Origin of the sequence: Arenimonas oryziterrae DSM 21050 = YC6267 (assembly GCF_000420545.1) — a bacterium.
Lineage (GTDB): Bacteria > Pseudomonadota > Gammaproteobacteria > Xanthomonadales > Xanthomonadaceae > Arenimonas > Arenimonas oryziterrae.
The window spans coordinates 730590-749938 of sequence record NZ_ATVD01000002.1 but is presented as its reverse complement, the minus strand read 5'-3'; the positions used below and the strand labels follow the sequence as shown (position 1 = coordinate 749938).

Here is a 19349-nt window from a genome sequence, read left to right as displayed (position 1 = left end):
ACTCCCTCTCCCCGAGGGGAGAGGGTCGGGGTGAGGGCAGCCGCTCTGCTCTAGCGGATCGCCGTCACCCGCATCTCAATCGTCTCGCCATCCGCTTCCCGCTGCAGAATCTGCAGCGGCACGTACGCCTTGTCCACGCCGAACCACAGCGTTGTCGTGCGGCCTTCGCTGCTTTCGCGGATGCGTTCGACGCGGATCACGCGCTGCCGGCCCAGCGCCGTTGCCAGCGTTTCCACCGCGCCCTGGCGGTAGCGCTGCGAACCGATGCCCGTGCGATCGACGACCGGGTACACCAGGTCGCCCTTCTTCTGCGCGATCAGGTCCTGCATCAGCGCCACGCTGATCGCGTTGCGATCGAGCACGCCGACCTGATACGGCATCGGCGTCGTGTTGCCCTTTTCGCTGCTCAGAACGCGACCCGCACCGGCGTCGACGTGCACATTGCGCTCGCGGGTTTTCCACGCGACCTTCTGGCGCAGCGAATAGTCGATCGTCTCCAGCCGCTCGCCGACCCAGCGCAGCGTCGATTTTTCGTCGATCGAAACGCCCGCGAGCGCCGCCATGCCGCCGGTGCCGCGCGTGCTGGAAGCGAATTCGTACTGGCCGCCGCCGCGCGCTGAGAACGTGATCGTCGCCTTGCCCAGTACTTCGCCGTTGCGGCGCACTTCGTAGTCGGCGCTGTAGGGCTTGGGCGCGCCGGCGAGTGCCAGCGACGGGATCAGCAGCAGGGCAATCAGGAAACGGCGCATCAGTGGCTCTCCTCGAGGCGGTCCACGGAATTCAGACGAAGCGGCGCCGACAGTGCGGCATCGCGATAGCCGATCACGTCGGCGCCCAGACGCAGGCGACCGTCGGCGATCGCCTTGACGGTTTCCACCAGCAGCGCGTGTTCGCGCGCCAGCACGCGTTGGGCGAGCGTGTCGGCGTTGTCGCCGGCGAGCACCGGTACGCGCACCTGCGCAAGCACCGGGCCGGCATCGAGCTCGGGGATGACCACGTGCACGCTCGCGCCATGTTCGCCGTCGCCGGCGGCCAGCGCACGCGCATGCGTGTCCAGTCCCGGGTAGTTCGGCAGCAGGGAAGGGTGGATGTTGATCATGCGTCCTGTCGTTCGCCGCACGGCGGCTTCGGAAATCAGACGCATGTATCCGGCACAGACGATGAGATCGGGCTGAACGGCCTCGATACGGCTGAACAGAAATTCATCGTGCTCGGCGCGCGACGCGAAGTCGCGCGGTTTCGCTGCGACCACCGGAATGCCGTGTTCACGCGCCGTGCGCACGGCGCCGGACTCGGGTTTGTCCGAGAACAGCCCGACGAACTGCGCGTCGAGTTCACCGCGATCCCGGGCCTCGAGCAGGGCGCGCAGATTGCTGCCGCGACCGGAGGCGAGCACGGCGATGCGCAAGGTCATGCCTGCTCCCGGAAAATCGGATCAGCCGATGCGGACGCGTTCGTCGCCGCTCGCCTTCACCACCGCGCCGATGTTGCGATGGGCCAGGCCCTGGCGCGTCAGGTCGGCGGATACGGCTGCGACGTCGCCCGGGGCGAGCACGAGCACGAAGCCGACGCCGCAGTTGAACGTGCGCCACATTTCATGGGCCGGCACTGCGCCTTCGCTCTGCAGCCAGTCGAACACCGGCGGCAGCACGATGCTGGACGCGTCGATGTCGAGGCCGAGGCCGTCGGGGATCACGCGGATGATGTTTTCGGTGAGGCCGCCGCCGGTGATGTGGGCCATTGCGTGCAACGCATGGTCTCTCAAGAGCTGCAGAATCGGCTTGACGTAGATCGTCGTCGGCGCCATCAGCGCATCGATGAGCTTGACGCCGCCGACATCGAGATCGGCCGGACGACCGGCGCGTTCGAAGATCTTGCGCACCAGCGAATAGCCGTTCGAGTGCGGACCGCTGGACGCGATGCCGAGCAGCACATCGCCCTCGCGCACCTTCGCGCCGTCCAGCAGTTGGGATTTTTCCACCGCGCCGACCGTGAAGCCGGCCAGGTCGTATTCGCCGGGCGGATACATATCGGGCATTTCCGCGGTTTCGCCGCCGATCAGCGCGCAACCCGCGAGTTCGCAGCCCTTGGCGATGCCGCCGACCACGGCGACCGTGGTGTCGACGTGCAGCTTGCCGGTCGCGAAATAGTCGAGGAAGAACAGCGGCTCCGCACCCTGCACCAGCACGTCGTTGACGCACATGCCGACCAGGTCGATGCCGATGGTGTCGTGACGGTTGAGCTGCTGCGCGAGCTTGAGCTTGGTGCCGACGCCGTCGGTGCCGGAGACGAGCACGGGTTCGCGGTACTTGCCGCTGAGGTCGAACAAGGCGCCGAAACCGCCCAGGCCGCCCATGACTTCGGGACGGAAGGTGCGCTTGACCAGGGGCTTGATGCGCTCGACGACTTCATTGCCGGCATCGATGTCGACGCCTGCGTCGCGGTAGGTGAGGGGGGTGGATGAGCTCATCTCGGCGGGTCCGGCGCGCAGGGCGCGATGATCAAACCGTCATTCTACCAGCCGACCCCCGGCGCGGTGTCCGCAGCAAGCCGCGTTGGACGCACCCGGTCCGCTTGCGGCACCATGCGGATTGCGTTCGACCCCCCGATGAGCCATGCGCCCGACTTTCCTGTTTTCCCGTGCCGCCCTCCTTCTGATCCTGTGCTCGGCCTCCGCCCTGGCCCAGGTCGCCGCTCCGACCAGCCCGGCCAAGCCCGCGACCGGCGCGGCCGCCAGCGACCCGGCGCCGGTCAAGATCCGGCCGATGCGCGATCCGGCGCTGTACAAGACCGAGGTCATCCTGCTGTCCCAGGGCGATGCCGAGCGCCGCTCGGCGACCGCCCGCGGCCTGGCCCAGGTGGTCATCAAGCTCACCGGCAATGTCGGCGCGCCGACCAATCCGGTGATCCGCCGGGCCATGTCGACCGCCCAGGCGTACGTCAGTGACGCCAAGACCGAGACCGCCTCCTCCGATGCCGAGGGCAACACGGCCGTCGGCGGCGTGCCGGTCTACAAGACCCAAATGACGCTTTCTTATGACCCGGTCGCGGTCGATGCGCTGATCGCCGGTGCCGGCCTGCGGTATTGGACCGGCGTGCGGCCCAAGCCGATGCTCTGGCTGGCGATCGATGACGGTCGCGGTCCGCGCCTGGTCACCGGACAGCAGCTCAATGTCGTGCGCCCGCTGGCCCAGCGGGGCCTGGAGCGTGGTCTGCGCTTCCTGCTCCCCGCTGGCAGTGCGATCGAACAGGCGGCCGTGCCCTCGGTGCTGGCGCTGAACGCGCCCGCGATGCAGGTGCTCAGCGCCCGCTACAACAATGATGCCCAACTCGTCGGCAAGGTGTACCGCAGTGGCGGTGGCTGGACCGGCGACTGGGTGCTGAGCCAGGGCGGTGCCGAACTCGCGCGCTGGTCGCTCAGCGATCCCGATGCGCGCCGCGTGATCGCGTCCGGCGCCGATCCGGCCGCCGACGCCATCGCCAAGCGCGATTCCGTGTATCTGGATATCGGCCCGGCCGGCAGCTACATGATCGACATCGCCGGCGTGCAGACCCAGGCCGACTTCGTGCGTCTGATGGCGTATCTGCAGCGCCTGGCGATCGTCAAACGCGTCACCGCCGTCGAAGCCACCGCCGATCACCTGCGCCTGCAACTGGATCTGGGTCTGGGCCTGAAGGGCTTCCGCATGATCGTCGACACCGACGACACCCTGCAGCCGATGGGCGAGACCACGTCGGTCAATGCCGACGGCAGCCCGGGTGCGAGCGTGCCGCGCTACGGCCTGAAATGAATCTGCGCTGGCTTCCCAATGCCATCACCATCTCGCGGATGGTGCTGGCGTTGCCCCTGTTGTGGCTGCTGATGATCGACAACTATCGCTTCGCGCTGTGGTTGGCTCTGATCGCCGGCATGAGCGATTTTCTCGACGGCTTTCTGGCCAAGCAGTACGACTGGCGTTCCGCGCTCGGCGGCGTGCTCGATCCGCTCGCCGACAAGCTGCTGCTGAGCGTGTGTTTCTTCGGCCTGTGGTGGAGCCTGCATCTGCCGGGCTGGATCGTCGCGCTGGTGTTCGCGCGCGATCTGGTCATCGTCGTCGGCGCCTTCGTCTGGTGGCGCGTGATCGGCACGTTCAAGCCGGCGCCGAGCCCGCTGAGCAAGACCAATACCGTCGCGCAGATCGGACTGGTCGCGCTGATCCTCGCGAATCTCGCCTGGCGCCCGGTGCCGATGACCCTGTTGCAGGCGATGCTGCTCGCGGTCGCGGCGCTGACGGTGATCAGCGGACTCGATTATGTGATTCGATACGGACTGCGCGCCTGGCGCGCCCGGGAGAGCGGGCAATGAATGAAACGCAGACGAGACGCGGCGGTTGGTTGCTGCTCGCCGCGGGCGTGCTGGTCGCGCTGTGGCTGCTCGCGCCGATCCTGACGCCGTTCGTGATTTCGGCCCTGCTGGCCTGGCTCGGCGATCCGCTCGTCGCACGCCTGGAACGCGCGGGGCGTTCGCGCACGACGGCCGTGCTGCTGGTATTCGGTCTCATGGTGCTGGTGGTGATCCTCGCGCTGCTGATCCTCGTGCCCCTGCTCGAGGACCAGGTCAGCAAGTTCATTGACTGGCTGCCGCGGTTCGCCGACTGGATCACCGGCACGGCGATTCCGTGGATCGAACAACGCGGCGGCGTGAAGCTGGCCGACTACGTCGATCCGACCACGATGGTCGGTCTGCTCAAAGGCCATTGGCAGCAGGCCGGCGGCGTTGCGGCGACGGTGCTGGGCGGCTTGTCGAAATCCGGTCTGGCGGTGCTCGGCTTTCTCGCCAACATCGCGCTGGTGCCCGTGGTCACGTTCTATTTCCTGCGCGACTGGCGGCCGATGCTCGCCCAGTTGCGCGAGCTGCTGCCGCGTCCGCTCGAGCCGACGGTGATGAAACTCGCGCACGAGTCCGACGAGGTGCTCGGCGGTTTCCTGCGCGGGCAGCTCAGCGTGATGCTGTCCCTGGGCATGATCTACGCCGGCGGCCTGTGGATGGTCGGCCTGGATCTGGGCTTGCTGATCGGCTTCGTCGCCGGTCTGGTCAGTTTCGTGCCGTATCTGGGCGCGTTGATCGGGGTGGGCGCGGCGGTGATTGCAACGCTCGTGCAACACGGCGATATCGCGCATCTGGGCATGGTGCTGGCGGTATTCGCCATCGGCCAGACGATCGAGAGTTTCGTGCTCACGCCCTGGCTGGTCGGCGATCGCATCGGCATGCATCCGGTCGCGGTGATCTTCGCGATCATGGCGGGCGGCCAGCTGTTCGGATTCCTCGGCGTGCTGCTGGCCCTGCCGGTCGCCGCGGTGGCGATGGTGATGCTGCGCTACGCGCACGAGCGCTACACGCAAAGTCATTTGTACGGCGGGCCGGTGGCCGAGGCGGACACGCCGTCGGTGATCATCGTTCCCGATTCGCTCGACGATGAGGTCGATGCGCCCGCTGTCGTTGCGGCCGCCCACGCGCCGGCAAAACCGACCGACGGGTGAGCGCGCAGCTTCCGCTGACGCTGAAATTTCCGCCCGACCAGCGCCTGTCCGCCTATGTCGGCGAGATCGCCGTGCGCGATCTGGTTGCGGCCGTTGCCGCCGGAGCCCGATCGGACTGGCTGTATCTGGCCGGTCCCGTCGGCAGCGGCAAGACCCATCTGTTGCTCGCGGCCTGCGCCGAAGCGCAGGCACTCGGTCGCCGCGCGGTCTACCTGCCCCTCGCGGCGATGGCCGGGCGTCTTGAGCAGGCCCTGGTCGGTCAGGACGATGCCGCCTTGGTCTGCCTGGACGGGCTCGATGCGATCGTCGGTGATCGCGACGACGAGGTGGCGCTATTTCATTTCCACAATCGTGCCCGCGCCGGCGACGGCCGCGTGATCTATGCCGCGAGCGCGATGCCGGCGGCCTTGCCGATCGGCGTGCCCGATCTGGTCTCGCGCCTGGAGCAATGCACGCGTCTGGCGCTCGCGCCGCTGGACGAAGACGCGCGGCGCGATGTCCTGCGGCAACGTGCGGCGCGTCGCGGCCTGGAACTCGACGATGCCGTGCTCGATTATCTGTTCCGCCGCGTCGGCCGCGATCTCGCCACGCTGACGGTGCTGCTTGATCGCCTCGATCGCGAGAGCCTTGCCGCGCAACGCCGCGTCACCATTCCGTTCCTGCGCCAGTTCCTGCCCGCGGTTTAGTGGGAGCGGACCTGGCCGCGATGCTTCTACGACGTCAGCGTCGCGTCGAGCTCCGCGAGCCGCTCCGGCGTGCCGACATCCGTCCAGCGACCGCGATGATGTTCGCCGCTGACCTGACCGCGGCCCATCGCCGCGCGTAGCAAGGGGGCGAGTTTGAATTTCGGCGGCGCCTGCTCGACGCCCGGTACCGCGCCGATCACCGTGCGCCAATCGGCGAACAGCGCCGGAGCGTAGACACCGATGCCGGCGAAGGTAAGTTTTTCCGCGCCGTCGGACTGCACCGTGCCGTCGTCGCGCAGCGCGAAATCGCCGCGGCCGTTGTGCCCGGGGTTGTCGACCATGACCAGATGCGCCAGGCCCGGCATCGCCGTGGGCAGGCGCGCGAGATCGAAATCCGTCCAGATATCGCCGTTGATCGCGAGGAAAGGTGCCTCGCCGAGGAAGGACAAGGCCTGCAACATGCCGCCGCCGGTCTCCAGCGGCTCGGCGCCTTCGTACGAATAATGCAGACGCAGGCCCCAGCGCGCGCCGTCGCCGAGGGCCGGCGCGAAGCGATCGGCCAGCCAGGACGTGTTGACCACCACTTCGCGCACGCCGAGCGCAGCGAGTTTTTCCAAATGCCACACGATCAGCGGCTTGCCGCCGACCGCGAGCAGGGGCTTGGGCGTGTGCTCGGTGAGCGGGCGCATGCGCTCGCCTTTTCCGGCCGCGAAAATGAGTGCCTTGAGTGCGTTCATTTCCGCGCCTAGGCGAGCGGCTGAGTGATGTCGCGGCTGCCGATCGCGCGTTCGATCAGATCGATCATCGGCGCGATGTCCGGATAGCGGCGACCGACATCGCGCGTGTAGCGCCAGACCAGCGGCAGGTCATTGAGATACCCGGCCTTGCCGTCGCGATACCAGAGGCGGCAGAAAATGCCGAGCACCTTGATGTGCCGCTGCAGGCCCATGAGATCGAATGCGCGCCGGAAAGCCTCCACGCTCACCGTCGTCACGCCAGTTTTTTCCAGACGCTGACGGTAGTCCTCGACCCAGTGGTAGACGCGCTCATCGGGCCAGGCGATGTAGCAGTCGCGCAGCAGCGAGACCAGGTCGTAGGTCAGCGGGCCGCGCACGGCATCTTGGAAATCCAGCACGCCCGGATTGTTCTCGGCGGTGATCAGCAGATTGCGCGAATGGTAGTCGCGATGCACGAAGGCCTGCGGCTGCGACTGCGCGTTTTTCACCAGCGTGCGGAAGGCCAGTTCGATCACGTCCCATTCGTCGCACTCGGGGGTGAAACCGAGGTGGCGCTTGAGCAGCCACTCGGGCATGAGTTCCATTTCCGCAATCAGGCGCGCCTCGTCGTAGTCGGGCAGGCCGGCGCAATCGGCGCGCGTCTGCATCGCCAGCAAGGCATCCAGCGCGTCGGCGTAGAGCGCGTCCACGCGCGTCTCGTCGAGCTCGGGCAGGTACAGGCGTGTGCCCAGATCGGCCATCAGCACGAAGCCCTGCTCGGCATCGCTGGCGGAAATTTCCGGTGCGTGCAGGCCGGCGGCGCTCAGTCGGGCGGCGATATCGAGCCAGGGGCGGATGTCTTCCTTGTCCGGCGGCGCATCCATGACGATCCATGTGCGGCCGCCGCTTTCGCTGCGCCAGTAGCTGCGGAAACTGGCGTCGGCCGAGGCGCGTTCGAGCGGGGCGTGGGGATCGTTGAGCGCGTCTCGGGTCCAGGCGAGGCGGCGCGCCTCGCGGGAGGGCAGGTTCATCAGCAGGTCCGGTGGGGCAGGTAATGCCGCGAAGTATGAACGATGGCGACCAAAGGCACGAAAATCGCCCCTGTCGTGGCAAGATGTGGCCCGGTTCCTTTCATTACAGGCTTTATGAGCGAACTCGTTCCCGTGCTCCTTTCCGGCGGTTCCGGCACCCGGCTGTGGCCCCTGTCCCGCGAGGCCCATCCCAAGCAATTCCTGCCGCTGCTGACCGAGCACACCTTGTTGCAGGACACGTGGCTGCGCCTGCGCGGCCTGCCCGGTGCGGAAGCGCCGCTGGTCGTGGCCAACGAGGAGCATCGCTTCCTGGTCGCCGAACAGCTGCAGCAGATCGGCGTCAAACCCTCGGCCCTGATTCTCGAACCGGTCGGCCGCAATACCGCCCCGGCGATCGCGGTCGCGGCGTTGCAGGCGATGGCCGACGGCAGCGATCCGGTGCTGCTGGTGCTGCCGTCCGATCATGTGATCCGCGACGAGCCCGCGTTCCGTGCCGCCGTGCTCGCGGCCCTGCCGGCCGCGAAAGCCGGCGCCCTGGTCACCTTCGGCATCGTGCCGTCCGCGCCCGAAACCGGCTACGGCTACATCAAGGCGGCGAAAGGCGAGGGCGTGCGCCCGGTCGAGCGTTTCGTCGAAAAACCCGATCTCGCCACCGCCGGCCAGTACGTCGCCAGCGGCGAATATTTCTGGAACAGCGGCATGTTCGCGTTCCGTGCTTCGCGCTATCTCGAGGAACTGGGCAAGACCCAGCCGCAGATGATCGACAGCGCGCGCGCCGCGCTGACCGGCGCCAAACGAGATGCCGATTTCCTGCGCCTGGACAAGGACGCGTTCGCGGCTTGCCCGGCCGATTCCATCGACTATGCGGTCATGGAAAAGACCGATGCCGCGCAGGTGTTGCCGATCGACGTGGGTTGGAACGATGTCGGTTCGTGGTCGGCGCTGTGGGAAGTGTCCGCGCAGGACGCCACCGGCAACGCCCACCGCGGCGACGTCATGGCGCGCGATTGCCGCAATACGCTCGCGATGGGCGAGCGCCGCCTGATCGCGATGCTCGGCCTGGACGACATCGTCGTCGTCGATACCGACGATGCGCTGCTGGTTGCGCATCGCGACCAGGTGCAGCAGGTCAAGGACATCGTCGCCCAGCTCAAGCGCGATCAGCGACCGCAGGCCGCCTGGCACCGCAAGGTGTACCGCCCGTGGGGAAATTACGATTCGATCGACAACGGCGAACGCTTCCAGGTCAAGCGCATCGTGGTCAAGCCGGGCGCGACGCTGAGCCTGCAGATGCACCACCATCGCGCCGAACACTGGATCGTCGTCAGCGGTACTGCCCGGGTCACGTGCGATGACAAGGTGTTCATCCTCAGCGAAAACGAGAGCACCTACATTCCGCTGGGCAGCACGCATCGCCTGGAGAATCCCGGTCGCGTGCCGCTGGAATTGATCGAAGTGCAGTCGGGCAGTTACCTGGGTGAAGATGATATCGTCCGTTTCGAAGATAAATACGGACGCAGTGCAGGTTGAAAGATAGTCACCGAAGGATCGGTGCGGATTCGACAATCACGGCGCGATTCAAGATGTAGGGGCGCGAATGGATTGGATGAGTTTGCTCTACCAGCTGGATGGTTGGACCTTGTTGCGAACGCTGGCCGCGTTCGCATTCGCGGCACTGTTGATTCCGCTCTCGCTGCCGATCGCCAATCGGCTCGGCCTGTACGACATTCCCGGCGGCCGCAAGCAGCATGAACTGCCGACGCCGTATGTCGGCGGCGCGGTCATCCTGGTGGCCATCCTGCTGTCGATGCTGATCTTCGATCGCTATCTGACGACAGCCAATCTGGTGTTTTGCCTTTGCAGCGCCGGACTGGTGGTCGTGGGGTTGGCGGACGATCGCTACGACCTGAGCTGGCGCTTGCGCATTGGCGTCCAGGTCCTGGTGACGCTCGGGATGATCTTCTACGCCAATGCGCGCGTGCAGAACCTCGACGACGTCTTCGGCATTCCCAATCTGTATCTGGGCTGGTGGGTGTCGGTGCCGTTCACGATCTTCATCGCCGTCGGCGTCATCAATGCGCTGAACATGATCGACGGCTCCGACGGACTCGCCGGCGGCCAGGTGCTGATCTCGGTGCTGCTGTTCGCTGCGTTCGCGCTGTACGGCGGCAACATCGTTACCGCCGAACGGCTGCTGGCGGTTGCCGGTGCCGTGGCCGGATTCCTGTTGTGGAACGCGCGTTTTCCGTGGCAGCCGCGGGCGCGGGTGTTCCTGGGCAATGCCGGCAGCATGCTGTTGGGTTTCATCATCGCCTGGACGTCGGTGCGCCTGACCCAGAACGCCGCCCATCCGGTGTCGCCGGTGCTCGGCCCGTGGACGATCGCGTTTCCGCTGATCGACTGCGTCACGCTGATGTTCCGCCGCGTGCGTCAGGGTCGGTCGCCGTTCTCTGCCGATCGCGACCACATGCACCACCTCTTGCTCGACGCCGGCTATTCGCCGTCGCAGATCGCTTGGGGTCTGGCGGGGCTGTCGCTGCTTCTGGGCCTGGCAGCCGGCATGGCGGTCAAGATGGGCGTGTATCGGCCGTCGCTGGTGGTCACCTTCCTGCTGGCGATTGCGGCTTACTATTGGTTCAGTTCCAAGCGCGAGCGCGCGGTTACCTTCCTTGAACGCTGTCGCCTGCGATTTCTGCCCGGCAAGCCGAACCCCCGGCTGATCTAGTGGGACCGTCCCATCGGATCATCCACAGTGACGGACGCGACGACCTGATCGCATGATCGACCTGCATTGCCACATCCTGCCCGGTATCGACGACGGGGCCCCTGATCTCGCGGTCGCACTGGCGATGGCGCGCTGCGCGGTCGCCGACGGCATCCACATTGCCGCTTGCACGCCGCACATCTATCCGGGCCTGTACGAAAACGACCGCGCCGGCATCGAAGCCGCGGTGGCGCAGCTGCAGCAGCATCTGCGCGAGGCGGGCATTCCACTGACCCTGACCTACGGCGCCGACACCCATCTCGCGCCGGATCTGGTCGCCGGCATCCGCAGCGGCCGGGTGCCCACGCTGGGCGGTACCCGCTATTTCCTGCTCGAACCGCCGCACCACGTGGCGCCGCCGCGCTTCGAGGAATCGGTGTTCAACCTGCTCGCGGCCGGCTTCGTGCCGGTGATCACCCACCCCGAGCGCCTGACCTGGATCGAGAGCCACTACGAAATCTTCGGCAAGACCGTGCACGGCGGCGCCTGGATCCAGCTGACCGCCGGCAGCCTCACCGGCCGCTTCGGCCGCCGCCCCAAATACTGGGCCGAGCGCATGCTCGACGAGGGGCTGGTGCATATCCTGGCGACTGATTCCCACCACATCGACAAGCGGCCGCCCCTGCTCGCCGAGGGCCGCGACGCGGCCGCCCAGCGCGTGGGCGATGTCGAGGCGACGCATCTGGTGCTGACCCGGCCGCAAGGCATCCTGGCCAACGTTGCTCCTGAGACGATGCCGCCGTTGCCGGCACGTCCCGCCCCGGCGGCGCCCAGCAAAGGATTGTGGCAGCGCTGGTTTGGCGGCCCATAATGTTCCCGGCACCTAAGGAAGGATCGCCATGTTGCCCACCTCTCGTTTACTGATCGTCGGACTCCTGGCGCTCGCCGCCTCGCTCTCGGGCTGCGCGAGCTCCTCGGGCAATGCCGTGCGCAGCGGTACCGCCCATGCCGTGACCTCGACCGAGTCGCTGCCCGCGCCCGATACGACGGCCCAGTCCGGGGCTTACACGGGCGTGGACAACTACCGCGTCGGTCCGCAGGACCTGCTCGAAATCACCGTGTTCCAGGTGCCCGACCTCAATCGCACCGTACGCATCAATTCCGGCGGCCAGATCTCCCTGCCGCTGATCGGCCAGATGCAGGCCGGCGGCAAGACCGTGCCCGAGCTGGAGAGCGAGATCAGCGCCAAGCTCACCGAAAAATATCTGCAAAATCCGCAGGTCTCGGTGTTCGTGAAGGAATTCACCAGCCAGCGCGTCACCCTCGAAGGCGCCGTCAAGAAGCCGGGCATTTATCCACTGACCGGTCGCACGACCCTGTTGCAGAGCATCGCGATGGCCGGCGGCATGGATCAGCTTGCCAACCTTCAGGGCATCGTCGTGTTCCGCATGATCGATGGCAAGAAGATGGCTGCAGTGTTCGACCTCAAGCAGATCCGCGCCGGCCAGGCGGAGGATCCGCAGATCTACGGCGACGACGTGGTGGTCGTGGACCAGTCGGGTTCCAAGACCGCGCTGCGCCGCATCATCGAAGCGGTGCCCGTGTTGAACATGTTCGGCGTGTATTGATCGCCGCGACTTGAAGTAAGAAGGAACGCTCATGCAGGACGCAAACAAGGATCCGATGTCGGGCGGCGAGGGGAATTTCCCCACGCCTGTCGATTCGCGACGCATCCAGTCGCTGACCATCGCGCGCAATCAACAGCTGAGCCTGGACCTGCGTTCGCAGGAGGCCGTGGCTGGCGGTGACGAGATCGACCTGCTCAGCTACTGGCGCATCCTGGTCAAGCGCAAATGGACCGTGCTCGGTGCGATGGGCATCGTGCTGGTGAGTACCCTGGTGGCGACGCTGCTGATGACGCCGATCTATCGCGCCTCGGCGACGCTGCAGATCGACCGCGACACGATCCAGGTCGTGCAGGTCGAAGGCATGGGCGCGGTGGAAGGCGGCGCCGGCGACCGCGATTTCTATCAGACGCAATACGAACTGTTGAAGAGCCGTGCGCTGGCCGAACGCGTCGCGACCCAGTTGGGACTGACTGCGCCGGGAGCGCTGGAAAAGCTCACGCCGCCGTCGCCGTGGCGGCGCCTGACCGGAATTTTTTCCAGCAATGACGAACCCTCGCAGGGCGAGGCCGACGAAGCCAGCGCAACCCGTCGCCGGCAGGCTATCAGCGCTTTCGCCGAAGGTCTGTCGATCGAACCCGTGCGCAACTCCCGTCTGGTGCGCGTGCATTTCGACAGCCCGAGCCCGGCGTTTTCGACCAAGGCCGCCAATGCGGTCGTCGAAGCTTTCATCGCGAGCAATCTCGAGCGCCGCTTCGAGTCGTCCTCTTACGCGAAGACCTACCTGGAAGATCGTCTGCAGGAACTCAAGCTCAAGCTCGAGGATTCGGAACGCAAGCTCGTCGCGTTCGCTCAGAAGGAGCAAATCGTCGGTGCCGGCGGCGACCAGGCCACGCTGACCGAACAGAACCTGGGCTCGATCAATGCCGCGTTGTCCAAGGCCAAGGAAGACCGCATCCGCGCCGAAGCGCGCTGGAACCAGGCGCAGGCCGCCAGCGGCACCTCGTTGCCGGCCGATGTACTGGGTTCGTCGATCATCCACACGCTGCAGGAAAGCCGCGGCAAGGCGATGGCCGACTACCAGGACAAGCTGCGCACCTACAAGCCCGAATACCCGCTGATGCTCAGCCTCAAGAGCCAGATCGACGAGATCGACAAGCAGATCCGTCAGGAAGTGGCCAACATCAAGTCCTCGATCCGCGCCGAATACGATGCCGCGTCCAAGCAGGAAGCGATGCTGCAGACGCAGTTGACCGGTCTGAAGTCGGAAGTGCTCGATCTGCAGAACCGCTCGATCCAGTACAACATCTTCAAGCGCGAGGTCGACACCAACCGTCAGCTCTACGACGGCCTGTTGCAGCGCTACAAGGAAATCGGCGTCGCCGGCGGCGTCAGCACCAACAACCTGTCGATCGTCGATCGCGCCGACATCGGTCGCAAATATAAGCCCAGCCTCACCCGCAATCTCGGCCTGGGTCTGCTGGTCGGCCTGATGCTTGGCGTGCTGCTGGCGCTGCTGTTCGAATACCTCGACGACACCGTCAAGGCGCCCGACGACATCGAGAAGCTGCTCGGCCTGTCCGTGCTAGGCGTGATCCCAATGCTCAAGGACGGCCTGACGCCGGCGCGCGCGCTCGACGATCCGCGTTCGGCGTTCGCCGAAGCCTACCGGTCGGTGCGCACCGCACTGCAGTTCTCCACGAACGAAGGCGTGCCGCGCTGCCTGCTGGTCACCAGTGCGACGCCGTCGGAAGGCAAGTCCACCACCGCGCTGACCCTGGCCAAGAATTTCGCGCAGCTGGGCAAGCGCGTCCTGCTTATCGATGCCGACCTGCGCAATCCGTCGCTGCATCGTGCGCTTGGGGCAGAAAACAGCCATGGCCTGAGCAACCTGCTGGCCGGTGCGAGCAAGGTCACCCAGACCATCGTCACCTCGCCGGAGATTCCGAATCTGAGCTTCATCACCAGTGGCCCGCTGCCTCCGAATCCGGCCGAATTGTTGATGGGGTCCAAGCTCATGTCCCTGCTGACCGTGGCCGCGCAGAAATACGACCAGATCATCGTCGACGGTCCGCCGATCATGGGGCTGGCCGACGCGCCGATCCTGGCCAATGTTTGCACCGGCACGATCCTGGTGGTCGAAGCGGGCGAGACCCGTATCAGCATCGCGCGCAACGCGCTCAAGCGACTGCTGGCCGCGCGTGCGCACGTCATCGGCGCGCTGCTGACCAAGTACCACGCCAGTCACGCCGGTTACGGTTACGGTTACGGCGACTATGCGTATTACAGCTACGGCAACAACACGGCCAAACTGACCCGGCAATGACCGTCGTGCATAGCCCAGCGCTGGAGCAGGCCCTGGCAGTGCTACGCACGCCCACCCTGCTGACCGCGCTGCGCGACCGCCCGCTGCCCGACGACATGCTGACCTTGCTGCGCATCGCCGCGCGCGAGGAAAGTGCGATTCTCGATGCCATCGAACACAGCCGGCAGTCGCGCACCGAGATCATCGAGGCGGCGACCTTCCTCATCCAGCAGCTGATGTTCGCGCCGAACTCCGACAGTTACCGCGTTCTCGGCGTCGACCCCGATGCCGATGCCGCGCGCATCAAGGAGCATTACCGCTGGCTGGTGCGCTGGTTGCATCCCGATCGCAACAGCGATGAGTGGGAGGCGGTGTTCGCCGATCGCGTGAATCTCGCCTGGCAGGATTTGCGCACGCCCGACCGCCGCCGCGCCTACGACACCCAACTCGCGGACCTGGAGCCGCGGATCGCGCCGCCGCGCGCGCCGGCTGCCAACGAGCTCGTTTCGCGACGCGCCATGGCACCGACGGACGGCGCGGCGATTTCCTCGCGCACGATCCGCCTGCTGCCGACCTTCATTCTTGGGGGTCTTGCGATTCTCGCCATCGGCACGCTCGGGTTGCAGTACACGCTGCAGAAGATGGACGAAGACGAAAAACAGGCGGCGGCACAGATCGTCGAAACGCCCGCGGAACCGGTGCCGGAAGCCACGCCGGCGTCACCGCTCGTGGCCGACGTCGTGCCTGCGCCGACGGCATCGGTGCCCGAACCGGTGCCCGCGATGACCGCCGCGCCGCCGCCGGAAGCCACACCACCGCCGCTGCCTGCGGCGATCCGCCCCGACGCACCGCCTATCGCCGCCGCGCCTGCGATCCGACCGCCGGTCAAACCGGCGCGCCGCGCGCCAGCGCAGGGCACGGCCACGCCGGTGGCGCAGGCTTCCGATACGGCGGTCGTGCCGCCGACGCCACCGATGACGCGCGCACAACGTCGCCGCCTCGCGCGCGCTCAGGCGCAGGCCGCGGCACAGGCCGCCGCGCAGGCCGAAGCAGCCACGAACACGTCGGCGAATGTCGCGCCTGCCGCGACCAACAGCGTTGCCGTCGTCGAGACCGCACGACGCGCCAACGAACCCGCCCTGATCGACGACGCGACCGCGCAGCAACTCATCGAGCGCTTCCGCGGCGCCTACAGCAGCGGCGACCTCGCGCGCATCCAGGCGATGCTGTCGACCGACCGGCGCAGCGACCGCCGCGCGATCCTGCGCAGCTATCGTCAGTTGTTCGAAACCACCGAAGGCCGGCGCATCGATATCCACGACGCCAGCTGGCTGGTAAACGGCGACACCGCCGTGGTCATCGCCAGTTTCGATGCCTGGATCCAGCCGCGCGGGCAGCAACAGCGCCGCCGTTTCAGCGGTGACATCCGCTTCGACCTCAAGCGCGAGGATGGCGAATTGCGCATCTCCCGGCTGCGCCACGACAGTCAGGGCGGCTGAGGCATGAGTCTGGATCTGCGTCGCCGCTTCCTGCTCGCTGTCTCTGTGTTGTTGCTCGTTTTCATTGCCTGGCGCGTCATCGGCCAGGGCTTCGCCGATCATTTCGCACGTACGCAGCCCGGTCGCGCGCTGGCCTGGCGCGACGATCAGCCCGAAGCGCTCATCGGCGAAGCCGAACGTCTGGTCGGCACCGGCCAGTCGCCGGCGCAGGCCGCCGAGCTCGCCCGTCGCGCCTTGCGCGCCAATCCGCTGGAAGGTCGTGGCTATCGCGTGCTCGGTCGTCTGGCCGAGGCGGAGGGCAAGCGCGCCGAGGCCGTCCGCCTGTTCGAACTGGCCGTGCAACGCTCGCCGCGCGATCTGCCCAGCCACGCCTGGCTAGCCCGCCACTACCTGCAAACCGGGCAGTTGCCGCAAGCCCTGCAGCACATCGATACCCGCTTGCAGATTCAGCCGCAGCTCGCCGCGAGCGAGTTCCCGCTGCTGGCCGTGCTGGCGGCCCAGCCCGCCGCGCAGCCGGCCCTGGCCGATCTGCTCGGGAAAGCGCCGCCCTGGCGCGAGAAGTTCATTGCCGGCCTGGTCAAGCTCGCGCCGGACAGCGGGGCGATCGCGCCGCTGATGACCCGGCTGCGGCAGTCGCCGCCCGGCCTGTCTCCGGTGGAACTGGCCGCCTGGCTGGACCGCCTGGTCAAGGATCAGCGCTGGGGCGAGGCCTATCTGACCTGGGTGAGCCAGCTCGCTCCGGCGCAGCAACAGCGCCTGAGCAATGTCTTCAACGGCGATTTCGAGACCGAGCCGACCGGCATGGGCTTCGATTGGCGCATGGGCGAGGTATCCGGAGCCGTCATCGAGCGCCTGCACCCGGACGTCGCGGCCGATGGCTATGCCTTGCGCGTGAGCTTCGAAGGTCGCCGGGTGCTGTTCAAGCACCTGCGGCAGTTGCTGAACCTGGCTCCGGGCAAGTACCGGTTGCAAGGCCGGGTTCGTCCCGAGGATCTGCGCACGGAGCGCGGCCTGGTCTGGGTCCTGAGCTGCGGCGAGGGCGGGCCACCCCTGGCCACGACCGAGCCGATTCACGGTAGTTCAGGCTGGGTCGAATTTGATGTCCCGGTCACCGTGCCTGGGGATCATTGCGGCGGGCAGTGGCTGCAGCTGAAGTTGCCCGCGCGCATCCCGGCGGAGCAGCGCATCGGCGGACGGGTCTGGTTCGACGACCTCCGGGTCGTGAGGGAACATTGACGCCGTCGTAACATTGTTAATCCAAGTCCTTGTTCCGCTTGCAAATCCCCCTCTGGCCGCCGTATGCTGCCAACCGCGTGACTGTCTTGTATGGAAACAAGGAGCCTTCCATGAATCGTCGTTTTGTCGCACTCATCCTTGCCTCGCTCATGGCGGGCACGGCTGCAGCCGAAACGGTGGCTACGGCTTCTTCCGTCAACGGCTCGGTCATGGTCAACCAGGGCGACAAGTTCTTGCCGCTCTCGGCCGGTCAGCCGCTGTCGCCGGGCGACCGCATCATGGTGGCCGACAAGAGTTCCGCGATCGTGACCTACAACGACGGTTGCCCCCTGTCGATCAGCGCCGAGACGATGGTGACCCTGCCGTCGACCTCCACCTGCGCCGGCGGCATCGCGCAGACGCAACGCATCGCGCCCACCAATACCGGCGCGGTCGGTACGCCGTATCCGCCCGAAACCGATTGGACGGCTTTCTGGATCGTCGTGGGTCCGGTCATCGCGATCGACGCCTGGGCGATCCATGAAGGCGACGACGAATTTACGAGCCCGTAATCCCGACTCGCATTCGAACAACCTGGGCCGCGCTGAGCGGCCCTCGTTTTTTCCGGGGGTCGACATGGATCACAGCAACGAAGAAAAGTCCGGCACGGCGCAGTTCGTCCTGACGGCGGTGCTGTTGTGCGCGGCGATCGTCCTGGGCGGCAGCACGCGTGGCGTGCTCGCCGATTCGCTGGTGCAGGTGCTCGCGCTCTTACTCGTGGCGATGTTGCTCTGGCCCGATCCGCGACGCCTCGTGCCTGCTGGCACCGCGTGGCTGCCACTGCTGGTGCTGCTCATTCCCTTGCTCGCCTGTCTGCCGATGCCGGGTGGTCTTTGGTCGACGCTGGGCGCACGTGCACCGCTGGCCGGCGAACTGGCGTCCGTGCAGGTGAGACCCGACGCGCATGTCGGCTTGATCGCTTATGCCGCCGAACGCGCCCTATGGTCGCTGCTGCCGGCAGCGGCCTTGTACCTGTCCGTGTTGCGCCTGTCGCTGGCCCGACAGAAGCAATTGCTCGCGCTGCTGTTCGCGTTCGCCCTGATCGGCGTCATTCTGGGATTTGCGCAGCTCGCCGACGGGCCGGACAGCGCACTGCGTCTGCATCGACCGACCAATACCGTGTCCGCCGTCGGTTTTTTCGCCAATCGCAACCATTTCGCCAGTTTCCTGGGCATGGTGCTGCCGCTCGTGCTCGCGGCGGCAGCCTGGTATGCCGGCGAGCGCGCGGCGGGTAAGCGCATCAATCCGTTGGTGATCGTGGGCCTGATCGGGCTCGCGGTCGTGCTTATCCTGGGCGTGGCGCTGACCGGATCGCGCGCCGGGCTGGGGCTGGGCATGCTGTCGCTCTTGCTGGCGATTCCGCTGATCTTTTCGCTGCGCCATCGCCGTGGCAGCAAACGCGTGCTGGCGATCATCGCCACGGTCGGCATCGCGCTGACGGTGCAGTTCGCGCTGTTCGGGATCATGCAGAAGCTCAGCGTCGATCCGCTTACCGACAGCCGCTGGACGATGAATCAACTGGCCTTGCCCGCCGCGCAGGACCAGGGCGCGCTCGGCGCCGGGCCGGGCACGTTCCGGCAGATCTACCAACCTTACGAAGCGCGCGCGCGTCCGAATCCGTTGATCGTCGCGCATGCGCACAACGACTATCTCGAGGTTTGGCTCGAATCGGGCTGGCCGGGTCTGGCGGCGATCGCACTGATGCTTGCCTATGTGGCCTGGTTCGGAATCGCCGTCTGGCGCCAGGACGACGGGCCGGGTCGCCTGACCGCGCGGGCGTGCACCATCGCCTTGCTGCTGGTGCTGGTGCACTCGGCGCTCGACTATCCGCTGCGTACGACGAGCAATCAGGTCGTGTTCGCGCTGCTGCTGGCGATCGTGGTCCGCGTGGCCGGATCGGCCCGGGAAACCCGCGTCGCGCCGGTGCCCGCCACCGCCGCTTGACCGTTTCCGGCGGCGGCGCAGCTTGCCTTCGACGGGCCGGTCGG

18 protein-coding genes are annotated in these 19349 nt (G+C 66.7%); 13 read left to right on the top strand and 5 right to left on the bottom strand.

The genetic code is table 11. From position 1 onward, the window contains the following. Window positions 1–50: 50 nt before the first annotated feature. Genes G467_RS0108295 through purM form a run of 3 tightly spaced genes read right to left on the bottom strand, consistent with a single transcriptional unit; the run spans window position 51 to window position 2470 of the window. Window positions 51–749 (bottom strand): DUF3108 domain-containing protein, encoded by a 699-nt coding sequence (locus G467_RS0108295; RefSeq protein ID WP_022969270.1) that lies wholly within the window; start codon window positions 747–749, stop codon window positions 51–53. Continuing rightward, entirely contained in the window at window positions 749–1414 is a 666-nt protein-coding gene (purN, locus tag G467_RS0108290; RefSeq protein WP_022969269.1) for a phosphoribosylglycinamide formyltransferase, read from the bottom strand. The genes G467_RS0108295 and purN overlap by 1 nt, the downstream gene beginning before the upstream one ends. 21 nt (window positions 1415–1435) lie before the next feature. Then, complete coding sequence (gene purM / locus G467_RS0108285) at window positions 1436–2470, bottom strand: phosphoribosylformylglycinamidine cyclo-ligase (protein WP_022969268.1); 1035 nt, start codon at window positions 2468–2470, stop codon at window positions 1436–1438. A 145-nt stretch (window positions 2471–2615) separates the two neighbouring features. Between purM and G467_RS16010 the strand changes: the two genes are divergently transcribed. Genes G467_RS16010 through hda form a run of 4 tightly spaced genes read left to right on the top strand, consistent with a single transcriptional unit; the run spans window position 2616 to window position 6206 of the window. Next, window positions 2616–3791, top strand: coding sequence for a DUF2066 domain-containing protein (locus G467_RS16010; protein ID WP_022969267.1), 1176 nt, complete (start codon window positions 2616–2618; stop codon window positions 3789–3791). Beyond that, window positions 3788–4345: a CDP-alcohol phosphatidyltransferase family protein gene (locus G467_RS0108275; protein ID WP_022969266.1), complete on the top strand. Its 558-nt coding sequence runs from the start codon at window positions 3788–3790 to the stop codon at window positions 4343–4345. Before G467_RS16010 ends, G467_RS0108275 begins: the two co-directional genes overlap by 4 nt. Then, a complete protein-coding gene (locus tag G467_RS16005) occupies window positions 4342–5520 on the top strand; it encodes an AI-2E family transporter (protein WP_022969265.1) in 1179 nt (392 codons plus the stop codon). The genes G467_RS0108275 and G467_RS16005 overlap by 4 nt, the downstream gene beginning before the upstream one ends. Next, on the top strand, window positions 5517–6206 hold the full coding sequence (hda, locus tag G467_RS0108265; protein ID WP_022969264.1) for a DnaA regulatory inactivator Hda: 690 nt from the start codon (window positions 5517–5519) through the stop codon (window positions 6204–6206). The genes G467_RS16005 and hda overlap by 4 nt, the downstream gene beginning before the upstream one ends. 26 nt (window positions 6207–6232) lie before the next feature. Here hda and murU read toward each other — a convergent pair whose 3' ends face one another. Continuing rightward, a complete protein-coding gene (gene murU / locus G467_RS0108260; protein WP_022969263.1) occupies window positions 6233–6943 on the bottom strand; it encodes an N-acetylmuramate alpha-1-phosphate uridylyltransferase MurU in 711 nt (236 codons plus the stop codon). A gap of 8 nt (window positions 6944–6951) precedes the next feature. Beyond that, window positions 6952–7953, bottom strand: a complete 1002-nt coding sequence (locus G467_RS0108255; RefSeq protein ID WP_022969262.1) for an aminoglycoside phosphotransferase family protein — start codon at window positions 7951–7953, stop codon at window positions 6952–6954. Between the two features lie 114 nt (window positions 7954–8067). Here G467_RS0108255 and G467_RS0108250 point away from each other — a divergent pair, with 114 nt between their 5' ends. The 9 genes from G467_RS0108250 to G467_RS0108210 all read left to right on the top strand — a co-directional run bounded on the left by G467_RS0108250 (window position 8068) and on the right by G467_RS0108210 (window position 19305). Next, window positions 8068–9483: a mannose-1-phosphate guanylyltransferase/mannose-6-phosphate isomerase gene (locus tag G467_RS0108250; protein WP_022969261.1), complete on the top strand. Its 1416-nt coding sequence runs from the start codon at window positions 8068–8070 to the stop codon at window positions 9481–9483. 76 nt (window positions 9484–9559) lie between these two features. Then, the gene (locus G467_RS16000) at window positions 9560–10678 is read left to right on the top strand and encodes an MraY family glycosyltransferase (RefSeq protein ID WP_051130420.1); all 1119 of its coding nucleotides are present in this window, start codon (window positions 9560–9562) and stop codon (window positions 10676–10678) included. A 52-nt stretch (window positions 10679–10730) separates the two neighbouring features. Beyond that, window positions 10731–11528: a tyrosine-protein phosphatase gene (locus tag G467_RS0108240; protein ID WP_022969259.1), complete on the top strand. Its 798-nt coding sequence runs from the start codon at window positions 10731–10733 to the stop codon at window positions 11526–11528. A gap of 28 nt (window positions 11529–11556) precedes the next feature. Then, on the top strand, window positions 11557–12285 hold the full coding sequence (locus G467_RS15995) for a polysaccharide biosynthesis/export family protein (protein ID WP_022969258.1): 729 nt from the start codon (window positions 11557–11559) through the stop codon (window positions 12283–12285). Window positions 12286–12316: 31 nt separating this feature from the next. Beyond that, window positions 12317–14608, top strand: a complete 2292-nt coding sequence (locus G467_RS17175) for a GumC family protein (RefSeq protein ID WP_022969257.1) — start codon at window positions 12317–12319, stop codon at window positions 14606–14608. Then, window positions 14605–16086: a DnaJ domain-containing protein gene (locus G467_RS17470; RefSeq protein WP_022969256.1), complete on the top strand. Its 1482-nt coding sequence runs from the start codon at window positions 14605–14607 to the stop codon at window positions 16084–16086. Before G467_RS17175 ends, G467_RS17470 begins: the two co-directional genes overlap by 4 nt. A gap of 3 nt (window positions 16087–16089) precedes the next feature. After that, entirely contained in the window at window positions 16090–17322 is a 1233-nt protein-coding gene (locus G467_RS0108220; RefSeq protein WP_022969255.1) for a tetratricopeptide repeat protein, read from the top strand. Window positions 17323–17432: 110 nt separating this feature from the next. Then, on the top strand, window positions 17433–17873 hold the full coding sequence (locus G467_RS0108215) for a FecR family protein (RefSeq protein WP_022969254.1): 441 nt from the start codon (window positions 17433–17435) through the stop codon (window positions 17871–17873). 64 nt (window positions 17874–17937) lie between these two features. Further along, the gene (locus tag G467_RS0108210) at window positions 17938–19305 is read left to right on the top strand and encodes an O-antigen ligase family protein (protein WP_022969253.1); all 1368 of its coding nucleotides are present in this window, start codon (window positions 17938–17940) and stop codon (window positions 19303–19305) included. Window positions 19306–19349 lie beyond the last annotated feature (44 nt).

Excerpts from the sequence above, each read along its gene's own strand:
- G467_RS0108210 (WP_022969253.1), top strand. The coding sequence starts at position 17,938 with ATGGATCACAGCAACGAAGAAAAGTCCGGCACGGCGCAGTTCGTCCTG.
- purN (WP_022969269.1), bottom strand. The coding sequence starts at position 1,414 with ATGACCTTGCGCATCGCCGTGCTCGCCTCCGGTCGCGGCAGCAATCTG.
- murU (WP_022969263.1), bottom strand. The coding sequence starts at position 6,943 with ATGAACGCACTCAAGGCACTCATTTTCGCGGCCGGAAAAGGCGAGCGC.
- G467_RS0108220 (WP_022969255.1), top strand. The coding sequence starts at position 16,090 with ATGAGTCTGGATCTGCGTCGCCGCTTCCTGCTCGCTGTCTCTGTGTTG.
- G467_RS0108215 (WP_022969254.1), top strand. The coding sequence starts at position 17,433 with ATGAATCGTCGTTTTGTCGCACTCATCCTTGCCTCGCTCATGGCGGGC.
- G467_RS0108255 (WP_022969262.1), bottom strand. The coding sequence starts at position 7,953 with ATGAACCTGCCCTCCCGCGAGGCGCGCCGCCTCGCCTGGACCCGAGAC.
- purM (WP_022969268.1), bottom strand. The coding sequence starts at position 2,470 with ATGAGCTCATCCACCCCCCTCACCTACCGCGACGCAGGCGTCGACATC.
- G467_RS16000 (WP_051130420.1), top strand. The coding sequence starts at position 9,560 with ATGAGTTTGCTCTACCAGCTGGATGGTTGGACCTTGTTGCGAACGCTG.
- G467_RS0108240 (WP_022969259.1), top strand. The coding sequence starts at position 10,731 with ATGATCGACCTGCATTGCCACATCCTGCCCGGTATCGACGACGGGGCC.
- G467_RS16005 (WP_022969265.1), top strand. The coding sequence starts at position 4,342 with ATGAATGAAACGCAGACGAGACGCGGCGGTTGGTTGCTGCTCGCCGCG.
- G467_RS17470 (WP_022969256.1), top strand. The coding sequence starts at position 14,605 with ATGACCGTCGTGCATAGCCCAGCGCTGGAGCAGGCCCTGGCAGTGCTA.
- G467_RS15995 (WP_022969258.1), top strand. The coding sequence starts at position 11,557 with ATGTTGCCCACCTCTCGTTTACTGATCGTCGGACTCCTGGCGCTCGCC.
- G467_RS0108250 (WP_022969261.1), top strand. The coding sequence starts at position 8,068 with ATGAGCGAACTCGTTCCCGTGCTCCTTTCCGGCGGTTCCGGCACCCGG.
- G467_RS0108275 (WP_022969266.1), top strand. The coding sequence starts at position 3,788 with ATGAATCTGCGCTGGCTTCCCAATGCCATCACCATCTCGCGGATGGTG.
- G467_RS0108295 (WP_022969270.1), bottom strand. The coding sequence starts at position 749 with ATGCGCCGTTTCCTGATTGCCCTGCTGCTGATCCCGTCGCTGGCACTC.
- G467_RS17175 (WP_022969257.1), top strand. The coding sequence starts at position 12,317 with ATGCAGGACGCAAACAAGGATCCGATGTCGGGCGGCGAGGGGAATTTC.
- G467_RS16010 (WP_022969267.1), top strand. The coding sequence starts at position 2,616 with ATGCGCCCGACTTTCCTGTTTTCCCGTGCCGCCCTCCTTCTGATCCTG.